We start from the raw sequence: 15564 nt of genomic DNA on the forward strand, positions 1-15564 counted from the left end.
AGGAAAAAGTGACATGTCTAATGAGGAGAGGTGCGACCTTTCTAACGGGGTTCTACAGCCTCGATTCGCATAACCTATCTTATGGAACATTTTTTAGGTACTATGATACCTGCGAGGACGGGATGACCCCTGGCGAAATAGACCAAAATCGGCTCCTGGCCGTCGTCATGCAGTGCCTCGACGCCGCCGATCATGATCTCCAGCGCGCACTGGAGGTCGCGGCGGCCGAGATCCTGGCGTTGCGCACCTGCGCCAGCGCGGGACAGCGCCGTCTTCGGCCCTGGATCGAAACAACGCCTCCCGAACCGATGACCGTGACGATCAACCAAGTCCCGGCGCTGCAATGGCGGGCCGAAAGCAGCAGCACCGACTTCGACACCAAAGGGATCGACGAATGAAACGACGCATGATCGGGATGGCTCTTCCGGTAGCCCTCGCTCTGGCGAGCTGTGACCATAGGCAGCAGACCTGGCGCGGCCCGATCATTCCACTGCAGAGTGTTCGGATTCCGCAGCTCGTCGTGGAGGGTACGCCAGCGCCAAGCTCGAGGTGGACCAGATGTTCCTGTCGCTTTCATCGTGAGCCTGCTCGCCAGCACAAGCTGGTAACCACCTCGCCGGCGCAGCAACAGCCGCTGCACCATCCGCATGTTCTGACCGATCCGATCGGACAAGGCGACATCATATTTACCCCTCGTGCCACCTCTCGGCCGGCCTCCGGTGCTGCTCCTCCTCCTCTTTCCCAGGTTGGGAGCTGGAAGGTGGCAGGTACGCTCGTGTCGTGCACCATTCACCTTTCGAGCCGAGGGCTATTGGACGTAAAGCGTGCTTCGGTTTCGGGTTGCCAGGGCAGTTCACTCCAGAATGTGAATGGCTGGCGATCAAACGGGAGAACGATCGAGCTGTTGGAAAAAGGCGGAGATGTACCCGCTCGTTTCGAGCAAAATCAGACAGGCGGATTTACGAGCACTACAACGGACGATGGTCGCAAGCTGACATTGTATCACTAGATGGGAGGGGCCAGCACGCTAACGCTGTGGTGCTGACACGCATTTAGATTACTGGCCCAAAGGTCTCTAGCTGAGCCGCAGATTGGTGGACTCGGCGAGAGACGATAGCAGTTTGAAATATAAAGGTCTGGTGGCCTCCGTGAAAGGTTGCAGGGGGCCAAAGGCCGCCAGCGCGGCGAAGGCATCCTCGGGGCCTAAACTGGCGGTGAAGCGCGCTCTGCCGTTGTAGATATAAACCTTTCGCGATTTCGCTGCTTCGTCCGGCAGCATCCTAACCTCTTCGTTGCGCGTGCTTCGAACAGCAGTCAGAAGCGGGCCGTCGAAAACCCGTCCGGCCGAGTCACGCATGGCATAAGCGGCGACCAAGGGTAAATTGTGCTCCGCACCCTCCAGGGCGGAAAACTCAGGCGTCTCGTGCTCGGGCGAAGCCTGCAGAACGACCTTTGAAACGCCGGGACCGGCGATCTCGCACAAGGCTGTCAGATTGCGGTGGTATCTGAGACAGGATTTCGTTCGAACTTCGAGATTTGTAGCTGCTTGCAATCGGCGTCCATGCTCGATTTCATCGTCGAATCCTGCTCGAATTCCGCGAGATGGGTGGCAGGTCAGTGCTCACATTGAGCGAGACTTGCTCGGATTTTTTGCGACGCGCTCGCAATCATTACGAGACTCCGCACCCTCGAACGCGACGGCCTCTTGATCTGCTCTTGCTAGGTAGCCGGCCCAGCCGGATTTGAAACGTGGAAAAACGAATGTTGGTTTGGCAGGGCTTGCCGTCATGATTGCAAAGATATGATATGCAATCAATGCCATCAAATTTGCCAGGAGCATTCAATGCCCTCCATCACCATTCGCAATGTCCCAGAGGAGGTGCACCGCGCCATCCGCGTCCGCGCGGCACTGCACGGCCGCAGCACCGAGGCCGAAATCCGCGAAATCCTAGAGCGAGCTGCCAAGCCAGATGGGCGCCTGAAACTCGGGTCCCTGCTGGTATCGATCGCCCGCGAGGCCGGCGGCTTGACCAGTGAAGAGCATGCCCTCTTCGAGCGTGACAAGACCCCGGCCGAACCCATGGGCTTCGACTTATGATCGTTCTGGACACTAAGGTGCTTTCAGAATTGTGGAAGCCCGTACCCGAGCCGAATGTGTTGACCTGGATTGATGCCCAGCTTGTTGAAAGCCTTTACCTGTCCGCTATCACCGTGGCCGAGTTGCGTTTCGGCATAGCCGCGATGCCGGCCGGCAAGCGCCGGACGGTCTACCAAGACCGCTTGGAGCGGGAAGTGCTGCCAGCCTTCAAGGGCCGCGTGTTGGCCTTCGATCTGGAAACCTCGCAAGTTTATGCCGAGTTGATGGCGAGCGCACGGGCTGCTGGTCGAGCCATCGGCAAGGAAGACGGATACATTGCTGCCATAGCTGCCTCATGCGGTTTCGCCATCGCCACTCGCGACACCAGCCCTTTTGAGGCCGCAGGGCTGAGCGTGATCAATCCGTGGAAGCCTTATCCGTAGCCGTCCAGATAAGGAACCCGCAAAGGAATGCGCCATATGGGTGAGAACACTTCCCACCGCTTTAGTAAGTACCGCTAGTTGGTCTCGAATGACGAACACATAACAGAGGAGTGGTTTTCCGCATGGATGGTGGAGATTTAGTTCCAGTCTCGGTTCCCCTCTCGCGACCACATGCCTTCGAAGTTCTGAGTGAAATGCGCGGCGGCTGACACCGACGGGATGAGGATCAAATCGTTGTCTTCGAACTTTTCACCGCTCAAGGAAAAGTTTGCGGATCCTGTTCTGAGCGCCTGACCGTCGACGGTGTAACCTTTCTGATCCATCCAGGGGGCTCCTGACTGGCTGGTCTTGATCACCACATTCGGACTACTGGCCAGCTGATCAAGACGCGCCGTTAGGTAACCCACCTTATTCATCTTGAGCAGCCCGACCTGATCGGAATCGAGATATATGCGCACGACCACGCCGCGGTCGGCGGCGGCGCGCAACGCGCCAATCACATCCTGATCTGTGAGAACGAAGGCCGCCATATCTATAGTGCTATTGGCCTTAGCGATGATCGCAGAGTCAATCCGCTCCAAAATGGTTGCGGGCGAATAGTAGATGATTGGCATCTCATCGGCTGCCGCCGGCGGCACGACGGCGCCAACTTCTAGCGCCACGACAATCGCGAGGACCCTTAAGTGAAACTTCATGCCTACATCCTTTGAGCGCGCGGCCGTTGCCGCTCTGCCGCCTGCGTCTCAGCCTGGGCCAAGGCACTCTCTTGTTTTACCGCCTCCTGGCGCTCGGCGAGCTGCTCAATCTCGGGCGAGGTTTCAGGCGTAACCGGAATTGATGCGGCCGGACTTTCTTCCACAGCGCGCTCAGCAGCCCTGGCCGATGCCGCCTGCCCTTCTGACCGATAACCGGGGTCGGCCGGCGTCTCGTGCCGCACCTCCGAGACATGAGCCTGAACGGTCTCGCGAACCGCCTCTCGCTTGGTCTGCTCGGCAATGATCCGCAGCTCGGCTTGCCGCTCTGTCTCTGTCCGGCCGCCCACCGGTTGAACCTGCGCGGCACCATCCCGCTGGCTGACCTCGGTCTGTGAGCGGATGGCCGGCGCCTCGCCTATGGCTTGAGCCTGCGCAGGGGCCTGGGCTTGGGTCTGACCTGGATCCTCCCCCTCCCTTGCCTTCTCGTGCACTTCGGCGCTCCAATTATTACGCCAGACGTCTCGGGTCTCCGTCTTCCACTGGCCGGTCTGTTCATCCTTGAAGCGCACATCCTTTTGCACCCTCTCGCGCGAGCTGATCGCTAGCGTGATCCGGTCGCCGGGATCCACCTCGGCCTTATTGATGGCTTCGGGAATGTTCACGCCCCACACGCGCATCGTGCCGTTCTCAGTTCGAATGTCCGCGTGAGGCGACGGAGTTGCATTTCTCTCGCCTTTATACGGAGACGTTCCCTGCCCCACGAATTCGCCTGTAATGCTCTCCGGCTGCGGCCCGGCATTGGCGTCCTGGGCCTTCCGGACCTGCTGCGCTGGCGCTGCCCCTGATGGCGCGCGTTGCTGCCCGCCCAGGGCAAGTGCATCCGCCGGCACCGTCTCCTCGCCGCGGCGCACCCGCTCTTCTGCCGCGTCAAGGCGTTCGTGTGAAATCCCATTGTTCGCCTCGACGAAGCGGCTCGAAACAACCGCGAACTGATGTCGATCGGACTCAGCCAGGGAATTCAAAGCCTGCTGGCGAGCGACCGCAATCGCCACCTCGGCCGCCTCGGGCTTCTCGAACTGATTGCCGGCGACGCCCTCACCGTGACGAGCCTGCCTGACCACATCCATGAACTGTTTCACCGCCTCGGTGCGATAGGCGGAGACCTCCGTATAGGCATCACCGGCGCGGCGTTCGGCTTGGGCGGGATCAGGAACTTGCAAGGGCGTTGTGCCCTCACTCAAGCTAGGGCGTTGATCCTGCTGTTGCGTGCGCTGGACCTGCAGACGAGCTCGCTCCTCCTCGACCCTGTCCTGCAGCTCCCGATTGGCGATCTTGAAACCGTGTTCGGCCGCCAGTGAAACTACCATGTTCTGGTAGCGGGGCGGCCCCTTGACCGTGATGGCTTCCCACTTCTCGCTGGCGAGCTGCAGGGCTGCGAGGGTGGCCTCCTTGTGTCGCCAATCGTCGACCTCGATGCGACGGCCGTTGTCGCGGAACGCCACCTGGCCGGCACTGCCATTATCAAGCTTGTGAGCATAGCGCACCGTTTGGCCACGCTGCTCTGGAACATAGGCCGTGAAGTTGTCGAATGCCTTTTGCCGCGGCTCGACATAGTGATCGCCCTGAACAGATCCCATCTGTCGCTCGATCTTCTTCTGCTGTTCGATGCCGGTATCCCAATTGTCCGCGACCTTGTTTGAAATGACGCGCATCCGATCGCGATGTTCGACGGGCGTCGCCGCCACGATGCGATCGAGCTGCTTGCGGAGGTCGTTGCGCGTCATCTCCATGGTCTGTGCGTCTGGCATGGGTCGTGCTTCCTTTGATGTCGGCGGGCCCACGGACGCTGTCGTCGGGGCATTGTCGTCGACATTGATATGATATTTATCATTATGCAATATATCTAGCATCACCTTTTCTGAAGGTTTGGCGCGCTCCGTCGTCTGGGCGCGTTCAAGCGCTTCGATCCGGGCGACGGCCTGTAGGGTGCGGGTTCGAAGGTGCAGCACGATTGCGCCGGGATAGGTCCCCAAGGGCTTGCTCGTCTGGGCAAAGACCGCCGGCACGACGAAATCCCGCTCCGGATTTTTCCGCGACGCGGTGAGCTCTGAAAGTCTTGACCTAGGCACGTCTATGTAAGTCAAGTCTCCCCTCCCCTCGCCCGCCATGCTCTCAGCAACACTTCTCTGACTGGTGAAAAGCGGTGCTGACGACGCCGGCGCGCCAGCAGGCTCGAAGCGGTACAAGCGCGTCATGCCAGCGCCGATCGGCGGCTCTCTCCTGGGCGCAGCATCGCCGGCAAGTTGGGGCGCCAAAGCCTGCCACTCTCCTGCTACCGCCCTCGCCCGCTCGCGCCCTTCCGCCCGCGTCGGGACGTGCACGGCATTCGTCTGGACGGCTTCGACGCGCCGGCGAACATTCTCCGGCGCGATGCCGCGCTCGACCTGGCGAATATCCTTGAGCTTGTAGCCCGGTACGTTGGCTGACTCGAACCGTGAGGTCGACTCCATAAGGATGCTGCGCTCCCTGGCCTCCTCGGCGAGGGTCTGGCGCCAGCGTGTGAAATCGGCGATGCCGGGGTGCATCCGCTCCCCGGTCTTCGCCTCCATTTTCACAACGGCATGGACATGCAGATGCTGTCGGTTCTCATGCATGGCAAAGACGAACTCGTGGCCTTCAAAGGCCCGATGCAAGGTCGCGCGCGCCGCCGCAACGAACGCCTCCTTGTCCGTCCCGGGCCTGACGCTGAGAATGACGTGAGCGCAGTCTCGTTGCTCGCGCGAGCGCATCGAGCGCTTCCATTCCTTTGCAACCGCAAGATTCGCCTGGTGTCCGGACAAAACCTTTCCAGTTGAAAGCTGAGCTTCCTGCTGCCCGTCTCGCGTAAGCCGTGAGAGATAGCGCGCCGCGCCCTCTACGCCGTGCGACCATCCGCGATCCTCGAATGAGGTCTCGGCTCCAAAGGCGGTATCAAGGCGTCGTTCCAAACCGCTAAGAGACTTTTGCGTCGCATACAGGCGTTCGGCCTTGCCACTCGCGTTTTTCTGCGAGCTGGCCGCGACCGTCGCTACTTCGATATGGACGCCCTCCGCGGTTTGCTCGGAACGCCAGGCAAACTTGTGACCAGACAAAGCCTCGGCAAGCGAGGCACCGATCGCCTCCCGGTCCTTCTGTCCTTTCACCTCGACATGGAACATCAGGATATCCTTGCTCGGTTCCCGCTCGGGCGCGTCCTCCGCCCATTGCAACGCAAGGCCCCTCACCTCCCCGATGCCCTGCACCTTCGAGCCGTCCTCCCGCTCCAATGCGATTTCACCCTGGTGGCTCAAATACGAAGTCAGCGCACCGAGCCGACTTGCGCCACTCGCATAGGACGCCAGCTTGACCACGGCCGATTGTGATTTCAGCGCCAAGCCCTGCTTCACTTGGTCGTTGGCTCTCGGCGCCAGCAGGCTTGACGCGGTCGGCGCCCGCGGCGTCTGCCTCGGCCGCGGCACAGGCTGAGCACCGGACGCCGCCGGCTGCCTTGGCTTCTTCCACTTCTTCCGATCGTCGTCATCTTTCTGCGGAGTGGCCAAGCCCATGAGCGCAAGCATGGCCGCCTGCGCCCGCCGCTTGCGCTCGAGGGCCAGACCCAGTCCCGACATTTCGTCGAGGCCCGCGAAGATCTCGCGATCACTCGCCACGCGGATCCTCGCTCATGGCGAGGAGGGCGCGGGCCCGGCCATCCGAGCATAGTGAAAGATAGGCCTCCCGCGTCTCGTGAAGCAGAAACGTCAGCTGCCCAAATGCGTCCTGCAGCTCCTTGTTCGACGGTACCAGGCCCGCATTCATTGCGCGCACCGCCTGGTTGATGTTGACACCTATGCTGCGGATCTGGCTGGCCATCCTGGAAATGGCGGCCCGTGTCTCGCCGTCGAAGGTGGGGCCGAGCCCACTCACCAGCCGGGCGCCACGCCGAAGCAGGTCGCTGTTTGAGATCCCAAGGCCTTCGGCCGTCTCCTCCATCGCCGCGAAATCGTCCTCCGTCAGGCGGACGTGCACGACTTTATTTCGGACGACTTTGCGTAAACGAGCCACTGTCTTCCAACCTCAACATGGTTTCGGTCGCGCTACGCGGGGCTGCCGAAACCATCAACGGCTGCTCGGCGAGGACACATGCAAATTTCGTATCACGAAATTTGCTATCCTGCCATTCAAATCTTCGACTTTCTTCGATCTCTCCTCGTCATGCTCATTTTATACTTTTAACATACTTTCATTTCAGAAAATGTGTACTTTATCATTTGCTGAAATGTAACAGCCCTCATTCTCAAATATCCCCATTTGGGAATTTGCGCGCTCGCGCAAATGTGGGGATCCGCCGATGTACTTTTGCGACCCAGCTTGCGCTGTATAGATTTATCGAGATATATAATGCGTCATGATTAGCGTTCAGGAGGCATGAGCCGGTGACGATTGTCTCGTTCGCAACAACGAAGGGAGGATCCGGCAAATCCTTGCTCACCCGATTGGTGGGCACGGAGATGGCCGTCCACGGTGCACGGGCAAAAATTCTGTGCGTGGATCCCCAGCACACCACGTGGCAATGGTCGCAGGCGGCTCGCCGCAAGGGGACTCTTCCCGACAATCTCACTGTTGAACGGATTGACGAAGACGCCGTTTTCAAACAGCGTCTGACCGATCCCGGCGACGTTGATATTACGCTGATCGACGTCCAGGGGGCCTATAGCCAAGCGCTGAATTTTGCGATCGCAGCGTCCGACCTGTGTATCGTCCCCTGTCGCGCAACCATGGATGATGCGCGCGAAGTCGTGAGAATCTTCGAATACGCGGCCAGCCTCAAACGGGCGAAACTGATGGTTGTGATAAACGCCATTTCCGGCATTGATCGCGCCACTCAAGCATTCAAGGAAGCCGTAGGCGAACTGGTCCGCCACAAGCTACCGCTCTTCAAGACGCCCATTATGCAGCGGCCCATTTATGCCGAATTCGCCCATGAGGGCGGTACGCTTGAATCCCTAGCTTCGACCCCCGACCGCGTCGAACAGGTCAAGAAAGCTCGCGACAACATTGCCCGCCTTCTCGATGAAATTTACGAGCATGCCGGAGTGTTGGTTGATGGCTGACGATGGCAAGCGCAAGCTGAATTTCAAGAAGTCGCGCGACCCGTTGGAACTGGATCTCGACGAGCTGACAAAGCTCGGCAATGACGCTGCGGTGAAGGCGGGAATGGTGCCGAGGGAATATGCAGAGCGAGTTGCGCCCACGATAAGTGAGCCGGTTAACGTCGAGGCGCCTGCCGTCGTATTGGCAGCAACGGGCGACGCGCCTGCGGCCGTCCCCGCCCTTCATAGTCCTGTCGCGCCGATGAGGGCGCCCGCGCCCATGCGCCGCGATCGGCAGCAAGGTGCGGGCAGCGTGTCCGACGCCACCATCGAGCGCGATCGGGTCACAGCCGAGTTGCCCCGCAATATGGTCGCCGAGATGAAACACGCCGTGGTCGCCGATCGCAGTACCATCCGCGAGTTCCTGGAGAGGGCCATAGCAAAGGAACTGGCGGCCCGCGCGAGGGCCTAGTCTCACGCGCACGCCCGTACGTGCGCGCGAAGGCAGCGCCGTGATAGCAATTGGCCACAAAAGTTTTCTATGTCGAAGAGCGAAAGTCAGCTGAGAAGCTTCGTCGAGCGTGTGGAAACGATCGAAGAGGAGATTAAGACCAGCAACAAATCGAAGCTGCAAATTTATCAAGAGGCGAAAGGCGCCGGCTACAACATCAAGGCTCTAAAGAAGATCATCAGTGAGCGTCGCATGGATCCCGCGAAGCGGGAGGAAGAAAGCACGCTTATTCAAAGCGCCCGGTGCGGGCGTGGCGTTCGCTTGGCGGCGAAGCTTTACGGGAGAAAAAAGCACGAAGCGCGCGGGTTGACAGGCCTGGCCTGTCTCGTGGAGAGCGCGAGAGGGGGCGGAACCCCTCTCGCATCGCGCCGCAGCCCGCTCGATGCGGGTAAGGCGGGAGCGCGCGGCGTGCTGCAAGTTAGGCCGCCTGCTTCTCCTTGCGCTTGGCAGTTTTCTTGATCCGGACGTCGACGCCAATGCCGGCACGGGCGAGCATAGTCACCAGATGGTCAAGGCTGAACCGGCTGAGTTTGTGGCGAAACAGATCGGAAATGCGTGGCTGTGTCACGCCAAGCTGCACGGCGGCCTCGACCTGTGTCCACTTCTGTTTTTTGATATGCTGCTGCAGGGCATCCATGAGATTGGAGCGGGCAAGCAAATGGGCCGCTTCCTCAGGCGACGACGCGATGGCGTCAAAGGCGGTCGCGAAGGTCTGTTCCGTCTCGGTCATGCGCGTTTCTCCGTCAACAATTCGCCCAAGCGCTTCTTGCCGATCTCGATGTCACGCTGGTCGGTCTGCTGTGTTTTCTTCTGAAAGCAGTGCGGGACATAGACTGCATCCGCCAGCTTCGCGATGTAGAAGACACGGAATATGTTGTCCGTATCTCTCAACCGCAATTCGTTCACGCCTGATCCCAACCCTGGGCATGGGCTTGAAATCCGGAGGTTCCATGCCACGCTGAACCATCCAAAGCGCCTCGCCCGCATCTTCCTTTACAAGGTTGGGAAACTTGCTGATGACCTCGCGCGAGTCACCCCGAAATCTCAACGGCTTGGGTGGTCGGGCCATGACGCAAATATATCCATATTGGCATAGTGGTACAACTGAATCAGCAAACAGCGCACATTCATTCCATATGACGTCGATGCCGACCCCGCCGCGGGTGAGGTCGGGATAGGGGATTGAGGGCAGGCCGTTCGGCCTGCCTGCCCAATTTATGCTGCCATTTTCAGCTTCGCCATTTCCTCGGCCAGAACCCAAAGGGCCTTGTTCAACTTCACATCCTGATCAATCCCCTTGAGCGGGCGGGTGGTAACACGGCGGCGACGATTGTCGTCACCGACGGCCCAGCCATGCAGCCCGCCACGGATGACGTTTTCCTGCGTGACGTTGAAGGTCGTCCAGAGATCGCCACCGCGATCCTCGTAGCGCTTGGGCGTCAAGAGCTGCTCCGGGGTGATCGGAGTCGTCACCTCGCCGTCGGCGTCACCAAACCGCAGCACATGGGCCGCCCTGGCGAACACAACCCGTTCCTCCCTTGCAAGATTCAGCGCCGACCAGTCGGCCGGAGCAACAAGCGCCTTCTGCGCCTCGCCGAGGACACGATATGTGCCCTCGATCACCTTGGCATTGACGTCGCCGCTGTGGCGCACCTTGACGCTGTCGATGGTGCCCGTCTGTGTAACAAGGCTATTGAGGCAGCAAATCCGGAACAACCCCGCCATGAGGTCATAGGCCGACGTTCCATCGTTGGCGTTCTTCAACAGGATTTCGCAAACCGTGTCGCCCACTTTGTATTTGCTGTCCTCATCGATGCGACGCAGGCGAATAAGGTGCTTCGTGAACGATGCCTTGCCTTCGTCACGGGCCACAGACTGTTTGACCCCCACGGGGGCAAACCCTTCGCTGATGAGGCCGCGCAGGATCTCAATCGTCGGGATCGGCTGGAATCGCTCGGACCGGCTTTCATGGGCCGTGGTCGCGAAAATCGACGGCGCCAGCTTGAACATTTCATCTTCGGTCAGCGCGCGGGCGTGATCGAAGCGGGCGGTCTTCGTGTAAGCAGTCATGGTCCTTACTCCTCAATTTGTGACATCCGGGTTTAAGGAGCGCCCCAAGCGAAGCGCGGGTGCGCGTCCTTAAATTCGGATGGCAGCCGAATTCCCCTGGGGTCCGATGGCGTCAAAGGAGAGCGAAGCTCCCGCCGCAGGCGGCGCGGAGCAGCGCGCAGCCACGCGCAGGCGTGCCGAGCATGGCGAGCACTGCGAGCGTCCTTGACGCCGGCGGGCGCCTGGGGCACTGCGCCTCGCCTGCGGGCGAGCTTGAGGATGTCCGGAGCGCGATCGGCCTGCCGATCGCAGCGAGGTCACTTGTGAAAATCGCGCTGGGATCGGCCCCAAGGCCGAGACCGCCGCGGGCCGCATCAAGCTCCCTGGATGTGCTTCAACGATCCCAATCAAGGTGCGCCGGCGCGGCTAGGGCATTCAGGCAAGGTGGTTTTCCATTTGACGGCCGAGCGTGAGCGATGTGCTGGCGGACGGAGTGAAGCAGGGCCTCAAGGAGCCTGCACGCGCAGCAGACAGGGCCGGCCGAACGCGCTCCCCATATAGCGCCGTAGCGAGGCCGGCCGGGCTGTGGGAAACAGTTACGCTGCGCAGCTGCGGCCGCAAAAGCGAAGCGGCCCCGCGAGGGATCGTCACCCGCATGGGCGGAGATCCGCAGGAGCTCCGTGAGCACAGCGAATAGAGCCTGGCCCGAAGGGCGCGCCCAACTCCCCTGTCCTGTCCGCCGAAACGGGATCTTACGAAATGCTGCGAGGATCCTGCAGAGATGACGCAGTTGCGCCGGCAGGACCCTCGGGGGCTTCAGGCAAGCGAAACGCCCCGCTTGCGCGGGGCGTCGTGGTCACGCCCGGGTCGGGCGAGACCAGATGAGGTTGTAGGATCCGGTGTCGCCGTCTTCTACCAGGTTGGCGAAGATGGAGGCCGGGAGGGACGGATCGTCCAGTTTCACCGAGACGTATTCCATGCCGGTGTCCTGGGCGGTCTTGGTCCAGCCGGCGCCGATCTCGGCACGCCCGGCGAAGAGGCGGAAGTCGGGGGCCGCTTCGGTCTTCTTCTCGACTGGGGTAATGCGGAGCGCGACGTTGACGGTGAGGGTCTGGAGCGAGCCGCGGAATTCGTTGCCGTTCTTGGTGAAGGTGCCGATCGTGGACATGGTGTTCTCTCCTTTTTTCGAGTGCCGCCCAATGCAGCCTCGATGGCGATCGTTGGACCGGGGGACGATCGGCTTGCACCGCTTGCGGTCGAAGCGCAGCGAAGAGCGGCAGGCGACGGCTATTTTGCCTCGCGAGGAGGCCGCAGGCCGGGGAAAATAGTTGCCGGTGGCCGTTGCTGGCCGATCGAGGTGAAGGAAGGTTGCATCGGAAGCGATGCGGCCTGCCTGCGCCGTGCCGGCGGTTAGATCAGCCCATAAGAGGCAGTTTTGGGTTCGGCTCGAGACACAAGATAGGAGAGAACACCGTGTCCACGATCGGCGCGCGCGGAACTTCCGGCAACGAATTCCGCGGCTCGCTCCTGGCTCAGGTTGCTCGCGGAAGAGTAGCATCGCCCGAATCGAGAAGAAGGGCCCTGCCGGGCCTAGCACAGCTCGTAATCCGGGCATGCCGAGTTCGGCGCCGGCTGGCCCCCTCGCCTGCTCGGCCGACCGATTGCCTTGGTGAAACTGGACGATCCGTCCTGCCCTCCTAAGCGCCGATTCAACCCATCGAAGAGGCTGACGAGGACCTCACTTCGCCTGGCCGGCTGTGAATTCCGGCGTCGTCGGCGCCTCGCACATGCGGGGCGTTCGTTTGCCCTAATCATCGCGCAACATTCACGCGAGATAACGGTGATTGCCGAAGGACTTGTAACGAGGAGCGTTGGGGTGGGAGATGGTAACTGAGCTGGAGCTGCTCCTTCTAAAATGCCTGGGCGACAATCGTGGATGGACAGCCAAAGCGCTTGCAAGGATTTGCGGGTACAACCGAGACTTGGTCAAATATGCGTTCGTTCGCAACCATGTGCTCGCCCCTCTCCGGAAGCGCGGTCTTGTTGAGCCAATGAGCGAGAGTAAGCCAAAGATCTTCGTCATCACCGATGAGGGCCGTGCCATTGTTGCCGCGGCCGACGCCTGACCAGTTGATGGCCTCAACCCAATCGGAAGGGCAGCGCAGCAAGACGCCGGGTTTCATATCCTATGATTTGCCCGTCTTGTGCCACGGCTTAATAGTAACGCCAACAACCGCAAGCAAAGTTCCCACACATGCGGGTGGAGATATATGTCCAGAAAGCGGGAACAGCAGAAATTCTAACAGCAGAACCAGCGATATAGCAGCAACAATTTGCCATTTTCACAACCATGCCAAAAGAATGGATAATACAAAATATATAACGCCAACTAACATAAACTCATACCCCATAATTCTCAAATCAGATTGAAACTGGTTCGGGAAAAAAGCTGATGGAGATACCCCAACAATGGCAGATGACATGCCAAGGCCTGTACGGGTATCTAAATAGGCAGTAATAAAGATAAGAAATGCAGAAATCCAGAAGATTACATTGGAGAGAACTCTCCTAAGACTTACTGGCATATCAGAGACTTTCATGTGAATTCGTTTTTACCGACGCCAGGCCACATAATTAAGAGGGCTGTCACTTTCATCGGATTTTCTTCAACAGCCCTACTTGTGCGCACGGGTTTCGCGACACACTGCCCACAGTCTCATTATGTTGAGCTCGTCGCAAATAATCTGAGGCGATTGTCGCAATGTCTGAGTGGTAAAAGTGGTTTCGAGTGGTATATGGGCGCCGTGGCGGAGGGACGGACACCTCGCAAGCGGCACAAGAGGGTAATGCTGACCGCGCCCAGGCTCTTAGGCACCGTCTGCCTAATAGTCAGGCGCAGACCTTTGCTCCGTCGCGCAGATCCTCCACCATGTTCGTGAGTTACCAGCCTATGCCTTGATCAGGCGCTCAGCCGTGCTGGTGTCCGCGGCGCCCAAGAGAGCCCGGCTCTGCGGGGGAGCAAACCGGGGCCAAGTTGGAGCAGATGTCGCTTCGAGAAGGTAAATCCACTGCAGATATCAAACGCGCCTGGTGACCTGTCCTTAATCCCCCCGAGGCCCGGCACCCGTCTGCCCCCAAGCTTTCTTTGGCGCTGCCTTGCTCTGTTGCGCGGCATAAAGCCTTTTGCATTCTGCAAACCTTTTTGCCAGATCAGCCGAGCGAAGAGGCGGTGCGTTCCGCTTGGCTATACAGTCAGCGATATAATCGTCCTCTAGAGCTTTAAGAAGCGCGTCCACCGCCTTCAAAGCGGCCTTTTGTTTGGCCGCTTGCTCAGGCGTCAAGGGCGCGCGCGCAGTCTGCAAGGTTTGTGCAAATGCCGACGCCGCTACCAAGATTAGCGACGCAACGATCCAGACAAGTCTCATCCTATAAACTCCAGGAAGCCCTGTCGGTGACCTAGCCAGAAAAAAGAGGGTGGGCTAGCTTTGATCCATCCTGGTTGGGCCGAAGATGCGTAGGAACGTTATAATCTTTGCCGCGCTGATACTGGCCACGGCTATCATGTGTGGTCTTGCCCTGCACGGGTATCTCGACGTGAAAGCAGCGTGTCTTGCCAGGAGCGGGGATGCTCCTCGCACTGGCTTCCAAATGTACTGCCCAGGGGTCCGTCTGCCCTACATCTAACTGGAATTGGTGGGAGCGCACCAGAGGGGTCGAGCTCGATGCGCTCCCGGACTAGGCTGAGGTCCCGTCCCTTGACGTGCGTTCACGGCAATGAACAGTTGCAGAGGGACTTTCTAGGAGTTGGCGCCCAAGGTTTCCCATGACTGACAGCCCGTCGCGCCTGTGAACGCATAAGCCGGCTATCGGTTCCTGCTCGTTTTGCCCTTAGTGCCGCTTCTTCGTGCGGCACAGGCCAAGCTTTTCGCCTTTGCTTGCGATGCGTTCGACTGTGCGCGGCATGGGCGACTATTTCCACCACATCCACGGCTGTTTCCGGGCGGTGCGAGCAATAAATGCCCGCCGCAAGCGGCTTCGCGCCACGCGCTTCTCGTGCCATCGGAGGGGCAGCAGAATCAGGCCGGAGAAAATCATTGGATGCCCTCTAATTCACAACCTCCCACTCTTGCGGCGGCCTGGCGGTGATCGGCTGAGCGCTCACGAAAACCGCCAGGCCTGGTCGGGCGAGGTCAATCTACCGACGCGGCTACAATGCATAGTGGCGCCTTTTGTTTCGCAGCAATCTGCAAGGGCCGACATGCAATCTTGCAGTCGCCGAACAGGCATACCCAGCCTACTTCAGGCCCTCTTGGCTGCCACCGCCGAGTCCGACCCACCAATCTTGCACGAGATCCATGCAAGCCATTTCACCCGCTATCCAGCCGGCCAAAAGCTTGTCGCTATCGATCTCTCAATCATTACAAATGATGTTGTCGACTGGCTGATTGATGCGGTTACGCCTCTGGTCCATCGTCACTGAGCGTACCTTCCCCGAGATGGTAGGGGCAAAACTGGGCGATAATGACCTCGCTATAGGGGCGAATGTAAGGGTGTTGGTCTCGGTGAATTTCTAAATTACTGTAAAATATGACTTATTTCGCATGGTAATGCGGAATCGCGCTCCTCGATACTAGCTCAACACCCAAAATCACAGCTCACTCCGCTCGATCGTTGGCGGACG

The 15564-nt window shown here is 59.6% G+C and carries 18 protein-coding genes; 8 read left to right on the forward strand and 10 right to left on the reverse strand.

Annotated features, from left to right (window positions below; translation table 11 throughout):
• The coding region (locus QQL24_RS15655; RefSeq protein ID WP_284313200.1) for a hypothetical protein at nt 1–398 on the forward strand (398 nt) is incomplete at its 5' end.
• A gap of 17 nt (nt 399–415) precedes the next feature.
• Nucleotides 416–1009 (forward strand): AprI/Inh family metalloprotease inhibitor, encoded by a 594-nt coding sequence (locus QQL24_RS36645; RefSeq protein WP_431310695.1) that lies wholly within the window; start codon nt 416–418, stop codon nt 1007–1009.
• 66 nt (nt 1010–1075) lie between these two features.
• Here QQL24_RS36645 and QQL24_RS15660 read toward each other — a convergent pair whose 3' ends face one another.
• Nucleotides 1076–1552: a hypothetical protein gene (locus QQL24_RS15660; RefSeq protein ID WP_284313201.1), complete on the reverse strand. Its 477-nt coding sequence runs from the start codon at nt 1550–1552 to the stop codon at nt 1076–1078.
• 69 nt (nt 1553–1621) lie between these two features.
• Nucleotides 1622–1840: a hypothetical protein gene (locus QQL24_RS15665; RefSeq protein WP_284313203.1), complete on the reverse strand. Its 219-nt coding sequence runs from the start codon at nt 1838–1840 to the stop codon at nt 1622–1624.
• Between the two features lie 3 nt (nt 1841–1843).
• Between QQL24_RS15665 and QQL24_RS15670 the strand changes: the two genes are divergently transcribed.
• Complete coding sequence (locus QQL24_RS15670) at nt 1844–2098, forward strand: FitA-like ribbon-helix-helix domain-containing protein (protein ID WP_284313204.1); 255 nt, start codon at nt 1844–1846, stop codon at nt 2096–2098.
• Nucleotides 2095–2520: a type II toxin-antitoxin system VapC family toxin gene (locus QQL24_RS15675; RefSeq protein WP_284313205.1), complete on the forward strand. Its 426-nt coding sequence runs from the start codon at nt 2095–2097 to the stop codon at nt 2518–2520. The genes QQL24_RS15670 and QQL24_RS15675 overlap by 4 nt, the downstream gene beginning before the upstream one ends.
• A gap of 137 nt (nt 2521–2657) precedes the next feature.
• On the opposite strand, the gene QQL24_RS15680 is transcribed toward QQL24_RS15675, so the two are convergent.
• From QQL24_RS15680 to QQL24_RS15690, 3 genes are read right to left on the reverse strand one after another with little or no spacing between them, the layout of a single operon-like run.
• On the reverse strand, nt 2658–3215 hold the full coding sequence (locus QQL24_RS15680) for a phospholipase D-like domain-containing protein (RefSeq protein ID WP_284313206.1): 558 nt from the start codon (nt 3213–3215) through the stop codon (nt 2658–2660).
• A gap of 2 nt (nt 3216–3217) precedes the next feature.
• The gene (locus QQL24_RS15685) at nt 3218–6901 is read right to left on the reverse strand and encodes an LPD7 domain-containing protein (protein WP_284313207.1); all 3684 of its coding nucleotides are present in this window, start codon (nt 6899–6901) and stop codon (nt 3218–3220) included.
• Complete coding sequence (locus tag QQL24_RS15690) at nt 6891–7259, reverse strand: hypothetical protein (protein WP_284313208.1); 369 nt, start codon at nt 7257–7259, stop codon at nt 6891–6893. The genes QQL24_RS15685 and QQL24_RS15690 overlap by 11 nt, the downstream gene beginning before the upstream one ends.
• Before the next feature lie 407 nt (nt 7260–7666).
• Between QQL24_RS15690 and QQL24_RS15695 the strand changes: the two genes are divergently transcribed.
• The 3 genes from QQL24_RS15695 (at nt 7667) to QQL24_RS15705 (ending at nt 9293) form a co-directional block, all read left to right on the forward strand.
• The gene (locus QQL24_RS15695) at nt 7667–8344 is read left to right on the forward strand and encodes a ParA family protein (RefSeq protein ID WP_284313209.1); all 678 of its coding nucleotides are present in this window, start codon (nt 7667–7669) and stop codon (nt 8342–8344) included.
• Nucleotides 8337–8795, forward strand: coding sequence for a hypothetical protein (locus tag QQL24_RS15700; RefSeq protein WP_284313210.1), 459 nt, complete (start codon nt 8337–8339; stop codon nt 8793–8795). The genes QQL24_RS15695 and QQL24_RS15700 overlap by 8 nt, the downstream gene beginning before the upstream one ends.
• A gap of 69 nt (nt 8796–8864) precedes the next feature.
• Entirely contained in the window at nt 8865–9293 is a 429-nt protein-coding gene (locus QQL24_RS15705) for a DUF2312 domain-containing protein (RefSeq protein WP_284313212.1), read from the forward strand.
• On the opposite strand, the gene QQL24_RS15710 is transcribed toward QQL24_RS15705, so the two are convergent.
• From QQL24_RS15710 to QQL24_RS15725, 4 genes are all read right to left on the reverse strand, one after another.
• Nucleotides 9253–9564, reverse strand: coding sequence for a helix-turn-helix domain-containing protein (locus tag QQL24_RS15710; RefSeq protein ID WP_284313214.1), 312 nt, complete (start codon nt 9562–9564; stop codon nt 9253–9255). The genes QQL24_RS15705 and QQL24_RS15710 overlap by 41 nt on opposite strands.
• The gene (locus QQL24_RS15715) at nt 9561–9740 is read right to left on the reverse strand and encodes a type II toxin-antitoxin system RelE/ParE family toxin (RefSeq protein ID WP_284313215.1); all 180 of its coding nucleotides are present in this window, start codon (nt 9738–9740) and stop codon (nt 9561–9563) included. The genes QQL24_RS15710 and QQL24_RS15715 overlap by 4 nt, the downstream gene beginning before the upstream one ends.
• 309 nt (nt 9741–10049) lie before the next feature.
• On the reverse strand, nt 10050–10904 hold the full coding sequence (locus QQL24_RS15720) for a DUF932 domain-containing protein (RefSeq protein WP_284313216.1): 855 nt from the start codon (nt 10902–10904) through the stop codon (nt 10050–10052).
• 835 nt (nt 10905–11739) lie between these two features.
• Nucleotides 11740–12051 (reverse strand): DUF736 domain-containing protein, encoded by a 312-nt coding sequence (locus QQL24_RS15725; RefSeq protein WP_284313217.1) that lies wholly within the window; start codon nt 12049–12051, stop codon nt 11740–11742.
• Nucleotides 12052–12766: 715 nt separating this feature from the next.
• Between QQL24_RS15725 and QQL24_RS15730 the strand changes: the two genes are divergently transcribed.
• Nucleotides 12767–13009: a hypothetical protein gene (locus QQL24_RS15730; RefSeq protein ID WP_284313218.1), complete on the forward strand. Its 243-nt coding sequence runs from the start codon at nt 12767–12769 to the stop codon at nt 13007–13009.
• A 216-nt stretch (nt 13010–13225) separates the two neighbouring features.
• On the opposite strand, the gene QQL24_RS15735 is transcribed toward QQL24_RS15730, so the two are convergent.
• A complete protein-coding gene (locus QQL24_RS15735) occupies nt 13226–13483 on the reverse strand; it encodes a hypothetical protein (protein WP_284313219.1) in 258 nt (85 codons plus the stop codon).
• Nucleotides 13484–15564: the final 2081 nt, after the last annotated feature.

It is taken from the genome of Labrys miyagiensis, from assembly GCF_030160835.1.
Lineage (GTDB): Bacteria > Pseudomonadota > Alphaproteobacteria > Rhizobiales > Labraceae > Labrys > Labrys miyagiensis.